Annotated in this window: 14 protein-coding genes; 12 read left to right on the top strand and 2 right to left on the bottom strand. The window is 57.0% G+C overall.

Going from position 1 to position 14686, the window contains the following annotated elements; translation table 11 throughout:
• The first annotated feature begins 153 nt into the window (after window positions 1–153).
• A complete protein-coding gene (gene abc-f / locus H8K20_RS04180) occupies window positions 154–1815 on the top strand; it encodes a ribosomal protection-like ABC-F family protein (RefSeq protein ID WP_186487567.1) in 1662 nt (553 codons plus the stop codon).
• A 267-nt stretch (window positions 1816–2082) separates the two neighbouring features.
• On the opposite strand, the gene H8K20_RS04175 is transcribed toward abc-f, so the two are convergent.
• Window positions 2083–2376 carry a hypothetical protein gene (locus tag H8K20_RS04175; RefSeq protein WP_186487566.1) on the bottom strand — a complete coding sequence of 98 codons (294 nt, stop codon included), beginning with the start codon at window positions 2374–2376 and terminating at the stop codon, window positions 2083–2085.
• 158 nt (window positions 2377–2534) lie between these two features.
• Between H8K20_RS04175 and H8K20_RS04170 the strand changes: the two genes are divergently transcribed.
• Window positions 2535–2945 (top strand): hypothetical protein, encoded by a 411-nt coding sequence (locus H8K20_RS04170; protein WP_186487565.1) that lies wholly within the window; start codon window positions 2535–2537, stop codon window positions 2943–2945.
• Window positions 2946–3109: 164 nt separating this feature from the next.
• On the opposite strand, the gene H8K20_RS04165 is transcribed toward H8K20_RS04170, so the two are convergent.
• Window positions 3110–3358 (bottom strand): DUF6514 family protein, encoded by a 249-nt coding sequence (locus tag H8K20_RS04165; protein ID WP_105203740.1) that lies wholly within the window; start codon window positions 3356–3358, stop codon window positions 3110–3112.
• A gap of 558 nt (window positions 3359–3916) precedes the next feature.
• On the opposite strand from H8K20_RS04165, the gene rlmD reads away from it, so the two are divergent.
• From rlmD to H8K20_RS04120, 10 genes are all read left to right on the top strand, one after another.
• Window positions 3917–5311: a 23S rRNA (uracil(1939)-C(5))-methyltransferase RlmD gene (gene rlmD / locus H8K20_RS04160; RefSeq protein ID WP_186487564.1), complete on the top strand. Its 1395-nt coding sequence runs from the start codon at window positions 3917–3919 to the stop codon at window positions 5309–5311.
• 296 nt (window positions 5312–5607) lie between these two features.
• Window positions 5608–6438 carry a hypothetical protein gene (locus H8K20_RS04155; protein ID WP_186487563.1) on the top strand — a complete coding sequence of 277 codons (831 nt, stop codon included), beginning with the start codon at window positions 5608–5610 and terminating at the stop codon, window positions 6436–6438.
• On the top strand, window positions 6438–6620 hold the full coding sequence (locus H8K20_RS14185; protein WP_341480811.1) for an NUDIX domain-containing protein: 183 nt from the start codon (window positions 6438–6440) through the stop codon (window positions 6618–6620). The genes H8K20_RS04155 and H8K20_RS14185 overlap by 1 nt, the downstream gene beginning before the upstream one ends.
• Window positions 6621–6643: 23 nt before the next feature.
• Window positions 6644–6841 (top strand): NUDIX hydrolase, encoded by a 198-nt coding sequence (locus tag H8K20_RS14180; protein ID WP_341480810.1) that lies wholly within the window; start codon window positions 6644–6646, stop codon window positions 6839–6841.
• A gap of 271 nt (window positions 6842–7112) precedes the next feature.
• Complete coding sequence (locus H8K20_RS04145; RefSeq protein ID WP_186487562.1) at window positions 7113–8129, top strand: diguanylate cyclase domain-containing protein; 1017 nt, start codon at window positions 7113–7115, stop codon at window positions 8127–8129.
• A gap of 16 nt (window positions 8130–8145) precedes the next feature.
• Window positions 8146–8475 carry a cupin domain-containing protein gene (locus H8K20_RS04140; RefSeq protein ID WP_105203737.1) on the top strand — a complete coding sequence of 110 codons (330 nt, stop codon included), beginning with the start codon at window positions 8146–8148 and terminating at the stop codon, window positions 8473–8475.
• A gap of 506 nt (window positions 8476–8981) precedes the next feature.
• Complete coding sequence (locus H8K20_RS04135; RefSeq protein WP_186487561.1) at window positions 8982–9890, top strand: magnesium transporter CorA family protein; 909 nt, start codon at window positions 8982–8984, stop codon at window positions 9888–9890.
• Window positions 9891–9952: 62 nt separating this feature from the next.
• The gene (locus H8K20_RS04130) at window positions 9953–12634 is read left to right on the top strand and encodes a bifunctional diguanylate cyclase/phosphodiesterase (RefSeq protein WP_186487560.1); all 2682 of its coding nucleotides are present in this window, start codon (window positions 9953–9955) and stop codon (window positions 12632–12634) included.
• A gap of 85 nt (window positions 12635–12719) precedes the next feature.
• The gene (locus H8K20_RS04125; protein WP_186487559.1) at window positions 12720–14141 is read left to right on the top strand and encodes a S41 family peptidase; all 1422 of its coding nucleotides are present in this window, start codon (window positions 12720–12722) and stop codon (window positions 14139–14141) included.
• Window positions 14142–14153: 12 nt separating this feature from the next.
• A complete protein-coding gene (locus H8K20_RS04120; RefSeq protein WP_186487558.1) occupies window positions 14154–14510 on the top strand; it encodes an MGMT family protein in 357 nt (118 codons plus the stop codon).
• The last annotated feature ends 176 nt before the right edge of the window (window positions 14511–14686 follow it).

Genomic DNA, 14686 nt, shown 5'->3' with positions numbered 1-14686 from the left:
CAAGACGCCCTTTAAAGAGGGGCGCCGGGGGTGCTTTGTGCGACAAAGGGGAAAACAGTGCGGTGTGCGGCGAGACGGCGGTTTCGCTCTGTTTTTTGGCGCGCCTTTTGTTTTCCTCCCGTACAGGTCACCCCTGTAAGGGAGGTTTTTTATTTGACTGAAAACAAAATACTTCTATCTATTCGCGGGCTGACCTATTTTGTGGGAGAGCGCCGCCTGCTGGACATTCCCCAGCTGCGCATCACAGAGACAGACCACATCGGTATAGTGGGAGAGAACGGCTGCGGCAAGTCGACGCTGCTGGACTTGATGGCCGGGGTGCGGCAGCCCGAGAGCGGCAGCATAAAGCGATACTGCCCGCTGGCTTATTGCCGGCAGCTGGCAGCAGCCGATCTATCGGCAGCTGATGGGCCGCTGGCGGCGCTGGGGGCGGGTGTGCTGGCCAAGCAGCCGGGCCGCAGCGGCGGCGAGGAGACCCGGGTAAAGCTGGCCGCCGCTTTGGAGGAGCGGGCCCCCCTTTTGCTGTGCGATGAGCCCACGGCCAACCTGGACGAGAGCGGGCAAAAAGAGATCTGCCAGCGGTTGGCCGAGGTGGAGACGCTGGTACTGGTGAGCCACGACCGAGCGCTGCTGAACGCTCTGTGCCGCACGATATGGGAGGTGCGCGGCGGCGAGCTGCACATCTACCCCGGCGACTACGACTGCTACCGCCGGCAAAAAGACCTGGAGGCGGAGACCGCACGACAAAAGTGGACGGCGTACAGCGAGGAGCGCGCCCGTTTACAGGCCGCTGCCAGCCAGGCCTCGCACCAGGCAGGTAAAGTAAAAAAAGCCCCCAGCCGCATGGGCAACTCGGAGGCCCGGCTCCACCGGCGGGAGGCGACCCAGAAATCCGCCAAGATCGCCCGCCGCAAAAAAGTGTTGGAGAGCCGTCTTGCGCGGATGGAGGAGGTGGAAAAGCCGCGCGAGGACGACAGCATCGCCCTGCATATCGACCCCGAGCCGCTGAGGGCCCGCACGGCCCTGTCGGCCAGCGGACTCACAGCGGGATACACGGCCGGTAGGGCGATCATCTCGGACGCCACCTTCACTCTGCCCACCGGCAGCAAGACCGCCCTGATCGGCCCCAACGGCGCGGGCAAGACCACGCTTTTGCGCGTTCTGGCGGGCGAGCTCTCCCCCATCGGCGGCAGTTATCGGCTCTCGCCCCAGGCCCGACTGGGTTTTTTGCGGCAGGGATTTGAACAGCTGGACGAGCGCCGGACGATCTTAGAGAACGCGCTGGATGGCGCATGCCAGAGCCCGACGCTGGTGCGCACCGTACTGGGCCGGCTTTTCTTTCGGCGGGAGGAAGTGAACAAGCCGCTGGGGGTGCTCAGCGGCGGGGAGCGGATGAAGGTGGCACTGTGCAAGCTGCTGGTGGGGGGATGTAATCTGCTCTTTCTCGACGAGCCGACCAACTACCTGGATCTCCCCGCGGTGGAGGCGCTGCAGGGCTTGTTGCAGAGCTATACCGGCACGCTGCTGCTGGTCAGCCATGACGAGGCCTTTTTAGAGGCGGTGGCCGACCGGCTGCTGCTTATGGACGGCGGTGAAGTGCGCGCCTTTGCCGGCGGGCTGCGCGACTGGCACCGACAGCGGGAGCTGCCGCTCAAAAAGGCGGCGCGGGACGCCACCCTGCAGAGGACCGTGCTGGAAATGCGGCTGAGCCAGCTGGCGGTGGAGATATCTGCCGCCCCGGCGCCTGAGAAAGAGGCGCTGGAGCAGGCTTACCAGAACACGGTGGCCGAGCTGCGCCGGCTGCGGGAACTGTAATAAAAGACCGGCCCTTGTTGGAGGGCCGGTCTTTTGACGGTACAGGATAAACACGGCGGCCGGGCCTTATTCACCGGTGATAAGGTAAGGCACAAGTGTCCATAGCAAGAGGCATAGCGGCGACAGCAGCTGGCCGCGGTAGGCCGGTCTTTGAGCTGCTGATCTGAAAGGCATACCACTGGCGCCGTTTATAGAGACTGGGCGGCGCCCGCCCAGACCGACAGCCCTGCGCGGCGATATGGGCCGCCTGCGCCGCACACGCTGCTGCTAGTAAAAACGGCGGCCGTCGGGCTGGGTGCCTTCGGACACCTTTTGCAGATAAGCGGCGACCTGCTCGGTGAGCCAGTCGGCAGCCTGCTGGCGGCCGCTCTCGTCGAGGGGGAAAGTTTGGCTGGCGACGATCTCGCTCTTTTCCTGACAGTAGGGGCCGTACCAGACACAGGCGGCGAACTGGCCGTTTTGCGGCTCGACGCGAAAGCGAAAGCCCTGCTGGCTGCCGGTATAGACGTTGTCGCTCTCGAAATAGGCAAAGTTGGGCAGAGTAATGGGTGTTATTTTCATTGGTGCTCTCCTCACAATTTATCACCACTATTATATACCATTTTTTGCAGGGTGCATAGACTGGTAGATGCAGCCATTTTTTGTGGTGGAAATACTTGTCGGATACGGTAAAAAGGTCTATAATATCTTTTCGTCACGCCATGGAAAGGAACGAGAAAATGGAGACCATCGAACAGATCTATGCCAGCGACGTATACCGGCCCTTCGTGCGATTTTGCCAGCTCAACGGGCTGCGGGACATGCAGCAGCTGGACAGCAGAGTTTTGGCCCGTGCGGCCAGCTGGCCCGGTATGAACGCCCAACTGCTGGCCCGGGTAAAGCTGGTTTACACCACCTACCGCAAGAAGAACCCACCGGCCGTGCCGCCGGCCTCCGCCCCGGCTGCAACGCCCCGGCTGGAGGAACAGGTGCGGGCGTATTTTGCACAAAACGCCCACAAACTGATCCACATCAGCGACCTGATGCGCGAGGTGGGCGGCGGGCTGAAGCGGGCCGATATGGCCAAGATGCTGGCCCGCACCGACTGGTGCCGGCAGGTGGACGGCTCCACATACTTTTATCAGCCCTGAACAGCAAGGCGGCGCTGGGGCCAATACCTGAAAGCGCCAATAAACAGAGGACGGTACCGAGCGGATAGATCTCCGCTGTACCGTCCTCTTTCTGCTTATGATGTTTGGGGCAGCTGCCGCCGGCTGCCCTATGTACCCGATCGATCAAAAGGGTCATACCAAAATCATACCACGGAGAAGTCCACTAAAAAGTCTTCCACCACGTCCTGCAGCTGGCAGGGGGAGAGCTGATCTCTGGTACAGGCAGCCGCCAACTCGTCTACACTTGACTTGCAGGTGTAGATATCCGCTATGCGCTGACAGACCGTGCCGCCACCGTCACATACGGCGATACCGTATGTGACGTAGCGCCCAATGTCGGGGTGTTCTCTCTCCTCCTCGTACGTCGCATACTGCCAACTGTTTGCACACATGTTATTTCCTCCTCTTTTCACCGGTGCCCACGGCATGCTTTATACTGTTAGCGTTCATTGCTGTGACTGGTGATACGGCTTTTTAGACCTCTCACGCTTTGTACAAGTAGCTGTAAAATTTTTACATGTCGCTCATTTAGGATACTGGCGCACCAAAGAAATAGCAATGTATTATATTACCCGTTATAAAAGACATGAACATTCGTTTTTGCCAGATAATCGCATAGACATGCCATTTGTGGAGACCCCATCAAAATCATATACATATTTCGACACCTTATTCTTCCAAAAAAATTTAATTTTCCCCATCTTTATCGTCTAAACTAACCAGTATTTTCTTATAAACTCCTATTTTCGTATACGTTCTTGAGCATTTCTTTACAAATGGTGTGCACCAGGTGCGACTGCTCACAATCACACACTGTGCAGCCACCGCCATGACCGGTGAGACGGCACATTGAAAAGCCGCCTCGTTTCCTGTACACTGTAGATATGTAATTATATAAGAGACTGACTTTTGGCCGAACGCGACACCGGCCTTTTTGGGAATGAGATACTATGATAAAGAAAAACGATATCTATACTTGTGAGATCACCGGCACCACCCACGACGGCAGTGGTGTGGGGCGGGTGGACGGTTTTGCCCTGTTTGTGCCCGGTGCTATTGTGGGAGAGCGGGTGCGGATACAGGTGCTAAAAGTGCTGGCCCATTACGGCTATGCCAAGATCGTGGAGATCATTGAGCCCAGCCCCGCGCGCATCGAGAGCGATTGCCCGGTGAGCAGCCGCTGCGGCGGCTGTACCTACCGCCACATGACCTATAAACAGGAGCTGGCGATCAAGACAGAGCATGTGCGGGACTGCCTGTACAAAAACGCCGGTATAGAGATGCCGCTGCCCGACTGTTTGCCCAGCCCGCTGCAGCAGGGGTACCGCAACAAATGTCAGTACCCGGTCAGCTGGAAGGATGGGCGACTGGTATTTGGGTACTACGGCAAAAACAGCCACCGGCTGGTACCCTGCACCAGCTGCCGACTACATCCGCCGGTATTTGACGAGATCGCTGCGTTTTTGTGCGATCACCTGGGGCGGCTGGGAGTAGACGCCTATGATGAGATACAGCACCGGGGGCTATTGCGGCACATCTGTCTGCGCCGGGCCGAGACCAGCGGTCAGATCATGGTGACGCTGGTGGTTTGCGGGGACGCGTTGCCCCAAGAGCAGCAGCTGTGCCGGGATCTCTGCGCCGCCTTCCCGCAGGTGTGCAGCATTTACTGCAGCAGTCAGAAAGCGCGCACCAACGTGGTAATGGGCCGCCACTGCCGGCTGCTGTGGGGGCAAAAGCAGATCTATGACCGGCTGTGCGGGGTGGAGCTGGGCATCTCTCCCCTGTCGTTTTATCAGGTAAACCGCCAGAGCGCCCAGAACCTGTATCAACTGGCCGCCGATTTTGCCCAGCTGCAAAAAGAGGATATCCTGCTGGACCTGTACTGCGGTACCGGGGCGATCGGGCTGGGTATGGCCGCGCGGGTACAGGCTCTTTACGGGGTGGAAGTGATCGCCGACGCCGTGCAGGACGCCCGGGACAACGCCCGCCGCAACGGTATCGAGAACGCCCAGTTTTTGTGCGGCGACTGCAAGAGCGCCGTCGACTACTTTGCCGCGCATCATATAGAGCCCACGGTGGTGATACTGGACCCACCTCGCAAGGGGTGTGATAGCCATGTGATCGACGAGGTGTGCGCGCTGGCCCCCCAGCGCGTGGTGATGATCTCGTGTAACGCCGCCACGATGGCCCGGGACGCAGCGCTGTTTTGCCGGGGCGGCTACTGGCTGGAAAAGGTGCAGCCGGTGGATCTGTTTCCCCGCACGGCGCACGTGGAGACGGTGGTGCTGATGTCACGGACTAAAAAAATGAAGGAAACAGGGGATTCCCGGGAGAGTTGGGATTGACATGGGGTAGGTTGAATAGATAGGATTGTCAAATATCGCTTTTGTCGTTTTGTGAAGAGATCAATTTTATACATGGTATGGAATATTTAGCAATTAGACAGACAGCCGATAGATGGGGCATCTCATTAGAAGAATGCAAGTGTTATGCACTGAAGCCTGGCGTAATGAAGATTGGTTTCTATTGGGCCATTCCTGCTGATGCGGAAAAGCTGGAAGACCAGAGCGTCAAAAGTGGAAAATATATAAAGAAAAATAATAATGATAAAAATGTAGGGTAGTGCCCAAGAGGAATTGTCATGGATTTAGTAAATAACAAAGTAAAAAGTAAGGCTTTAGGAATAGGAACCGTTATAGAACAGGATGACAGTCATATTATCGTGCAGTTCGCGGCAAAGAAAAGTACATTTCAATATCCAGAGGCTTTTAGAAAATTTCTGACAGTGGAAGACGATGAAATCCAGCAGACGTTGCTGGCGGAAATTACAGCAGCAGACGCACTTATCGCAGAAGCAAAAATCAAAGCGGAAGAGACTCGTAAGGCAGCAGAGCAAGCTAAGTTAGAAGAGTTGGATGCAAAATCTGAACGTAAAACAACAAGCAAGCCTGCAAAAAGAATTGAGCGTATGGAAGGCCAACACCTTATATTCCTTGTATTCCAGGGAGGTACCTTTGCCAAGGAGTATAAAGGTGGCTACATTTGGGCACCAAAACTCAATCAGGGCGGTGGTACATGCCATCACTGGGATAAGATGTTAGATGTTCGTAAAGGAGATATTATTCTTCACTGTGCAGATGGTCTTGTTGAAGCCATTAGTGTTGCAAAGGGACCTTGTTTTGATTGCGAAAGCCCTGATGAACTTGCAGAAGAAAAGCTCTGGGCTAAAAATGGCAGAATGGTTAATTGCGATTATGTCAAAATCCAAAAGCCTATTAGACACTCTGATTATAAGCATACAATCCTGAATTATTGCTGTGCGAAATATTCTCCGTTTGATAAGGACGGTAACGGCAATATGGGTTACTTGTTTGATTTGGATCGTGAGCTCGCAAAGTTCTTTGTTGAGAAGACCATTATTAACAACAGTTACCTGCTTGGCTTAGAATGTGTACAAGAGGTTTTGAAATAATGGCGAAGGTGGTAAAAGTTGTGGCAACGGTAATCTGTGATTCCGTGTATGAGAAAAGACAAATATTTGCTACGGCTAGAGATTATGATGAATTTAAAAGCCAGTGGGAGTTTCCGGGCGGAAAAGTAGAAGCCGGCGAGACGCCGCAGCAAGCCCTTGTCAGAGGAAAAAAGAAAAACTAGAAACAGATATAAAGGTTGGAGAATTGATAGGTACTATTGAATATGGCTATCCTACCTTCCAACTATCTATGGACTGTTTCTGGTGTGAAGTGATTTATGGAGAACTGAAGCTGCTGGAGGTAGAATCAGCACGTTGGCTTACAAAAGATACACTGTATGATGTGCAGTGGTTGCCGGCGGATATTATTTTGATTGCTGAAATTGAAAATCTGATGAATTGAATTCGGTTCACGAAAATTATGAGGTATGTAATGAAATTACTGTATAGAGCAAACGTTAAAACGTGCTCGAAATATTTTCGCAAACGGGCAGGCAGTATAGATATACTTTCTGTCGTATCGCGCCATGTGGAGACGGTGGTGCTGATGGTGAGAGGTGTTGCGGGCCGGTGACCGTAAAGTTGGATAGATAAAACAGTCGACAGCTTTTTTATCGTGTGGTATGATGAGACTCATCGATTTATGATCTTGGGACGAGAGGAGGAGACCGCTATTGCAGAGCGATCTGTGTCGGGAGGCCTGTGAACTGCTACAGCAGCTGATGGAGAGCTATGTCTCGGGCAGCCCGGGCATGGTCATGGGCATGATCAAACACCTCTCCCCGGATATTTTGGTCATTGGCACCGGCAAACACGAGCTTTATGAAAACCTGGCGGCACTGCTGCAGGGACTTGAGAAAGACCAGCAGGAGGCCGAGGGGATCGATTTTGTGATAAAAAATGCCTGGTACCAGGCCAAACCCTTAGCCGAAGATATTTGCGTGGTATACGGCGAATTTGAGGCCTGTGAGGCGGAGACCGAGGGCAAACAGGTGGTGATCAACATGGACACCCGGCTGACGGCCACCGTTCACCGCGACGCCGGCGGACAGCTTATGATCGACAGCCTGCACCACTCTACGCCGTATGTCTACCAGCAGGAGGGGGAGTATTACCCCAAGACTTTTGCCGACCAAGCCGAGGCGGCCCTGCGCCGCAGTGCGGCACTGGAAAAGGATGTACAGTTGGATGCTTTGACCGAGCTGTATAACCGCAAGTACACTGAAAAGTACATTGGGCAGTTACTGGGCAAAGGCGGACCGGGTGGCTGTTTATTTTTGCTGGATATAGATGACTTTAAAATGGTCAATGATACATATGGGCACCAGACGGGCGATACTCTGCTCAAACAGATCGCGGCAGTGCTGCTGCGCTGCGCGGGCGAAAGCGGGGTGGCCGGCCGGGTGGGCGGCGACGAGTTCATGTTGTTTTTGCCCGATATTCTGGATGAGCGGGAGCGCACTGCGATTGCCCGGCAGCTGATCGCGCAGACCGGCGAGGTGTTTGTGGCGCTGGAGCTGCCGCACAGCTGCTCGATCGGCGGAGCCAGCGCTGTGGGCGGGACCAGTACCTTTGCCGAGATCTACCGCCGGGCGGACGACGCGCTGTACCGGGCCAAAGCCGCCGGCAAAGGGGTGTACCGCAGCAGCGAAGACCGGCAGATAAAGAGTTGTATCGACACCGAAATATAGAAAAAAGGAGTATTTTATGGCGGGACTTAAAAACATTGACAAGGCGGCGATCTTGACGCTGAAAGAGCAGGTGGACTACCAGCCGGGGCAGGTGGTGAGCAAGACGCTGGCACAAAATGACGCGCTGAGCATAACGCTGTTTTCGTTTGCCGCCGGTGAGGAGATCAGCACCCATGAATCGGGCGGCGATGCGCTGGTGACCTGCCTGGACGGCGTGGGGCGCATCACCATAGACGGAGAACCCCATCTGCTGCACGAGGGGGAGTCAATCGTGATGCCGGCTAAACACCCCCATGCAGTGTACGGTGAAGAGAATTTTAAGATGTTACTAGTAGTGGTGTTTTGAGACCCAGCACACAGAGAGGACCGCTCTGCCGACCGGCAGGGCGGTTTTTTTGCCGGCTCCTCTCTTTTGACAGCTGATACGGTCTGTACGGCGGATATGCGGTGAAGCACCCCCTGTGCAGATCTGTACGCCGCGTGAACACGGTGGTAAAAACGGTAGTGGCAGGTGGCGACACTGCGCCGGCCCTTTTGCAGCTGCACCTCTCCCCTGCACTGCCAGCACGACTGCCGGCAGATATTTTGAGATATTTGACGCGCCTACCATCTTTATGACAACTGCACAAATTGCAGTGCGATATTCGGCATATGGTTATGGCACCATAAAAATAGAGCACCATTATTTCCCAGCTTATCGACCCGCTGAAAGGTGAGCAAAATCGACCTATTTCTTCGCGGCGGGAGTGGATCTGTGGTATAATAGTCAAAAATAGCCCAAAATAGTTGCCTGTTGGATCGCGCAGTTCGGCTTTTTGCCGAGAGCGCGGTTAGAGGAGGTCTGTTCACTGCATGTTTTACACGATAGGCACCCAGGAGTTGACGCCGGTACCGGGCACCCAGTGGCTGGCAGGTGGCGGTGGAGTCGGCACCTGCACGACTGACGAGTGGGAGGAGCTCCCCGCATGGCTGCGGCGCGCCGCCCAGCATCAGAGCGGAGCCATTCACTTTTGCAAGCTGGAGCGCTATCCCCGTTACCTGATGGGCACGCTACATGTGCCGGCCAAGAGGCAGCCGGGTCAACATTTGGTGCTGGCCTTTTACATGTTTGACGGGCACCTGCTGTTTTGGGATGACAGCGGCACGGTAGAAAACTTTTTACAGCGGCAGCTGGCGCAGCCACTGCGGGGACGGCTGTCGGCCGGGCGGGTGCTGTGCGAATTTTTACTGTGGCTGGTGGACGAGGACCTGACCTATTTAGAGGAACAGGAGAGCCGCATCGAGGACCTGGAGGAGGCTGTGCTGGCCGGGGAGAGAAAACAGCTGGGCGCCGAGATCCTGGCGGTGAAAAAAGAGACCTCTCACCTGTACCGCTACTACAGCCACCTGACCGATATGGGCCAGCGGTTACAGGAGAGCTGCGGCAGCTTTTTTGAGACGGAGGACAGTACCATTTTTGGCCTGTTTGCCGACCGTGCTGCCCGGCTGCAGAGCGAGACCCAGGTGCAAAGAGAGTATGCCGCACAGGTGCAGGAACTCTACCAGGCGCAGATCGGCATTCGCCAAAATGATATTATGAAGGTACTGACCATCGTCACCACCATCTTTTTGCCGCTGACGCTGATCGCCGGCTGGTACGGGATGAACTTTTTGCACATGCCGGAACTGAGCTGGACATACGGCTACCCCGCTGTGATATTCGTGAGCATTTTGGTGGTGGCCGGGTGCATCTGTCTATTTAAGAGCAGAAAATTTTGGTAGCGTACACCACTTAGTGGCGGTGCAGGATACCTTTACCGATAAGACAGGAAGGAGCGGCTAGTATGGCCTGTATCCACAAGCGATCTCTGGCGGCAGGGGGACCTGCCGATCTGCCGGGGGCGCGCTCTTTGGCGCGGCCGGCGACCGACGAAGCGACTGTACCGGCGCGCGACGATGCGCTGCAGTCGTGGGTATTTGACGCCATCATGGAGAAGATACGCGCCAACGTGTACATCACCCGCCCCGAGACCGGCGAGATCTTGTTTGTAAACAGCGCGATGCAGGAGGCGTTTGGCGGCGCAGAGACGCTGGTGGGCAAGACCTGCTGGCAGACGCTGCAGCGCGGCATGGATGGCCCCTGCCCCTTTTGCCCAGTGCCCAAGCTGATGGCCGGCGGAGACAAGAGCCCGGCCTGTGTGTGGGAGGAGCACAATACGGTAAACGACCGGGTGTATGAAAATCACGACAGTCTGTTGCAGTGGATCGATGGCACTACGGTACATTTTCAGTATTCGCTGGACGTGACCGAGACCAAGCGGCTGCAGCGGGCGGCCAGCATCGACGAGCTGACCCACACCTATAACCGCCGAGCCGGTCGCGAGAAGCTGGGACAGAGCATCGCCCAATGCCGCCAGGCGGGGCGTACCTTCTTTTTGTGCATGTACGACATCAACCTTCTCAAGGAAGTAAACGACCTGTACGGCCATACCGAGGGCGACTTTCTCATCGCTGCCGCGGCCCGGGCAGTAAAGGCGCAGATGACACCGCCTGACTACCTGTTTCGCCTGAGCGGTGACGAGTTTATCGCCGTGTTTTTTACCGATGACGGCCAGCAGGTACAGACGCGCATCGAGCGGGCGCTGTTACAGCTCAGCGATACCCGCCGCCAGCTGGATAAACCCTACACCATGGGCTTTTGCTACGGGATCATAGCGGTGTACCCTCAGGATGCGCTGGAGATGAAGGAGATACTGCGCCTGGTAGACCAGAAGATGTACGAGCAAAAGCGCGCCTATCACATTCGCCGTGCCCAGAATTTGGCGGAGAGCGGGGCCGGCAGAGAACCGGGCCCGATCTCGTTTGACTACGACAAGGAGCGGCTGTACGACGCTTTGGTACAGAGCACCGACGACTACCTGTACGTGTGCAACATGAAAACCGGCGTGTTTCGCTACTCGGCGGCTATGGTGCGCGAATTTGACTTGCCCGGCGAGGTGATCGCCAACGCGGCCGCCGTATGGGGCAGCCACGTGCACCCCCACGACAAGGCCTCGTTTTTAGAGTCGAACCAGGAGATCACCGATGGGCGCACCGACAGCCACCTGGTGGAATACCGGGCCCGCAACCGGCGCGGCGAATGGGTGTGGATGCGCTGCCGCGGCCATTTAGAGCGCGACGAGGACGGCGAACCGGTGCTATTTGCCGGCTTTATCACCAATTTGGGCAAGCGCGGAAAGATCGATCTGCTGACCGGGCTCTACAATAAATTTGAGTTTGAGCAGGTCATCACCGCCCATTTGCAGGAGCGTCCAGCTGACCCATTACAGGTAGCGGTGCTGGACCTGGACGACTTTGGACGCATCAACGACCTGTATGACCGGGATTTTGGCGACGCAGTCATTCGGGTGACTGGCCAGCGCATTTGTGCTATACTGCCCGATGGGGCCCAGCTGTTTCGGTTGGATGGCGACGAGTTCGGCATGATCTACCGCGACAGCGATACTGGGCCGCTAGAGCAGTTTTTTGAGGATATGCAGCGCACCTTTGGCCGCCAGCAGGAGTACGACGGGCAGAAATACTTTTGCACGCTGTCGGCCGGCTGTGCCGGTTATCCTGCCGACAGCGACAACTACCTGCAGCTTTTTAAGTACGCCAGCTACGCACTGGAGTACGCCAAGCAGGGTGGAGCGGGCAATGTGGCGCATTTTTCGGCCGAGATATTTGGCCACAAGTCGCAGGCGCTGCGGCTGAGCGAGGCGCTGCGCGACAGTGTAGAAAATGGATTTAGTGGCTTTTCGCTGGCCTTTCAGCCTCAGGTGGAGGCCGATACCGGCAAGCTGACCGGGGCCGAGGCGCTGGCCCGCTGGCAGCACCCGGATCTTGGCCCGGTATCGCCGGCGGAATTTATTCCCCTGCTGGAGGAGAGCGGGCTGATCCACCCGGTGGGGCGCTGGATATTTGAACGCGCGGTGCAGGCATACCGGCACTGGGCGCAGAAGGTGCCCAGCTTTTCGATGAGTGTGAATCTGTCGCGTCTACAGCTGACCCAGCCCAGCTTTATCGACTATATGCAGCAGGTGCTGCAGGAGAGCGGCGCAGACCCCAGACAGATCGTGGTGGAACTGACCGAGAGCTATATCGCCGCCAACATCGACGAGGACCGCGCGGTGCTCGACCGCATCCGCGCCTTGGGCATGCGCATCGCCATCGACGATTTCGGCACCGGCTACTCGTCGCTGGGTATTTTGAAGCGGCGACCGGGGCAGCTGGTAAAGATAGACCGCACCTTTGTGCAGGATATCCTGCACAGTTCTTTTGACACCACATTCATCCGCTTTATCGTGGCGCTGTGCCACGACGGCGGCATGCAGGTACTGCTGGAGGGCGTGGAGACCTGGGAGGAGTACCGGGCGGTAAAAGATATGGGCCTCGACTACATACAGGGTTTTTTATTTGGCCGGCCAGTAGACGGGGACGTATTCTCTGCCCTACCCGAGCAACTGCCGGCACAGGGCCGACAATGAGCGGCTATATACGGATATAGACATGTTACACCGAGCGGCTTTACGCCACCTACCCGCAGCTGTCAGCTGATACAGGAGTTTTGTCATGTCCCCAAGTGAAAAACGACCCACGAAAGACCTGTCCCCCGCCCCACGGCGGCACCCGCTGGCAGCGCGTGCTGCGGTGTGCCTGGCACTGATCGCCACGCTGTGCATGGGGCTGTGGGGCGGGTATGCACTGCGCTTTACCCACACCGACCAGGTGCAGGATGAGCTGCAAAAAAACTGGGCCTATCCCGACAGAGAAAAGCCCGATATGCAAAAAGCGGCCCTGGAGGGCATGATCAGCGCCTTAGACGACCCCTACACCCACCTGTTTACCCCCAGTGAAGGGGAGGCGTACAACCAGAGCGTAGACGGGGCGGTACTGGGTATAGGCCTTGGTTACCGGCCGCTGGAGCGGGGTGTTTTGGTGATCGAAGCCTACCGGGACGGGCCGGCCGAAAAGGCGGGCATACTGCCGGGAGACATCATCACCCAGGTGAACGGCACTGATATTACCGAGGAGGATGCGCCGGTCGGCGAGCTGCTGACCGACGGCGGCGCCGGCACGCGCACCCTGACGGTACAGCGCGGCCAAGAACTGCTCACGGTAGAGGTGGAAGTAAAAGAGCTGCAAAACGACCTGTTTTACGAGGTGCGCACCGCCGGCGACAAGTCGTTTGGCTATGTGCAGCTGACTACCTTCGGCTCGGATACCGGCGAGCATTTGGAAGAGGCGCTGCAGGACTTTAAAGAGCAGCATATCGACATACTGGTGCTGGACCTGCGGGACAACGGAGGCGGCTATTTAACTGCCGCCAAGCAGGTGCTGGACCTGTTTGTGAAAAAGGGAGAGCTGCTGTTCACTGTAGACCCGGGAAACGGTATCGATCAAAAATACCGGGCCACTGGGCGCGACAAGTACACCTTTGCCCACAGCTATCTGCTGGTAAACGGCGAGACCGCCTCGGCCTCGGAGATCGCGGCGGCGGCGCTGTCACAGCTGGCCGATTTTCAGCTGGTGGGCACGCAGACTTACGGCAAAGGTGTCGTGCAGCGGCAGAAAGAGCTGACAGACGGCTCGATCCTAAAATACACCTATGCCCGGTGGCTGACACCGGACGGCAGCTGCGTGGAGGGACAGGGGCTGACACCGGACATCGAGGTGTCCAACCCCCAGATGGGGGAAGATATCCCGCTGCGCATCGAGCGAGACTGGCAGGTAGACGGCGTGGGCGACGAGGTGGCTTACACCCAACAGCTGCTGGCGACACTGGGTTATGCGCCCGACCGCACCGACGGCTACTACTCGGAGGCCACGCGGCAGGCGATGCAGGACTTTGAGCGACAGCACGGCCTGGAACCCGACGGGATCTGCAGCCACAGCGACTACCGGTATTTGGTGGCCTACACAGTGCTACACATATCCAGTGATGAAAACGACGATCAGTACCGCGCGCTGCTCGAGCAGATCGAACAGCTTTAGGAGGTGCCTAGAATGGACTTTTATCGCCGGGTGGCAGTGGTGGGGCAGCGCATCCCCCGCGGGCGGGTAGCTACCTATGGGCAGATAGCCATGTTGTGCCAAAAGCCACGGGCGGCGCGCCAGGTGGGGTATGCGCTGGGGCGGGTGCTGCCGCCGGGGACATTGCCGGCCCAGCGGGTAGTGGGCCACGGTGGACGGCTTTCGGGCGCGCGGTCGTTTGCCACGCCGCACACCCAGCGCGAGCTGCTGGAACGAGAAGGCGTCTGCTTTTTGCCCGATGGGCGGGTAGATATGGTGCGCTCGGCTTGGCAGACCACACTGCAACAGGTCCAGGAATTGGAGGCGCTCTTTTTGCAGTTGGGGATATAGCGCCGCCAGATCTGAATCGCTGGGCGGCAGAACGCCGACTGGACCAAGTCACGTCGCGCAGTGCGGAACTGCCGTGTGGAGAGCTTTTACCGCATATGATAAAAAGAGCAGCGGAACGTTACCCCATGGGTAGCTGTCCCCTGCTCTTTTTTAATTTTTAACATATGCGCACAGGC

The sequence above is a fragment of the Neobittarella massiliensis (ex Bilen et al. 2018) genome (assembly GCF_014269355.1).
In the GTDB taxonomy this organism is placed as follows: domain Bacteria; phylum Bacillota; class Clostridia; order Oscillospirales; family Ruminococcaceae; genus Neobittarella; species Neobittarella massiliensis.
This window is presented reverse-complemented; position numbering and strand designations above follow the sequence as displayed.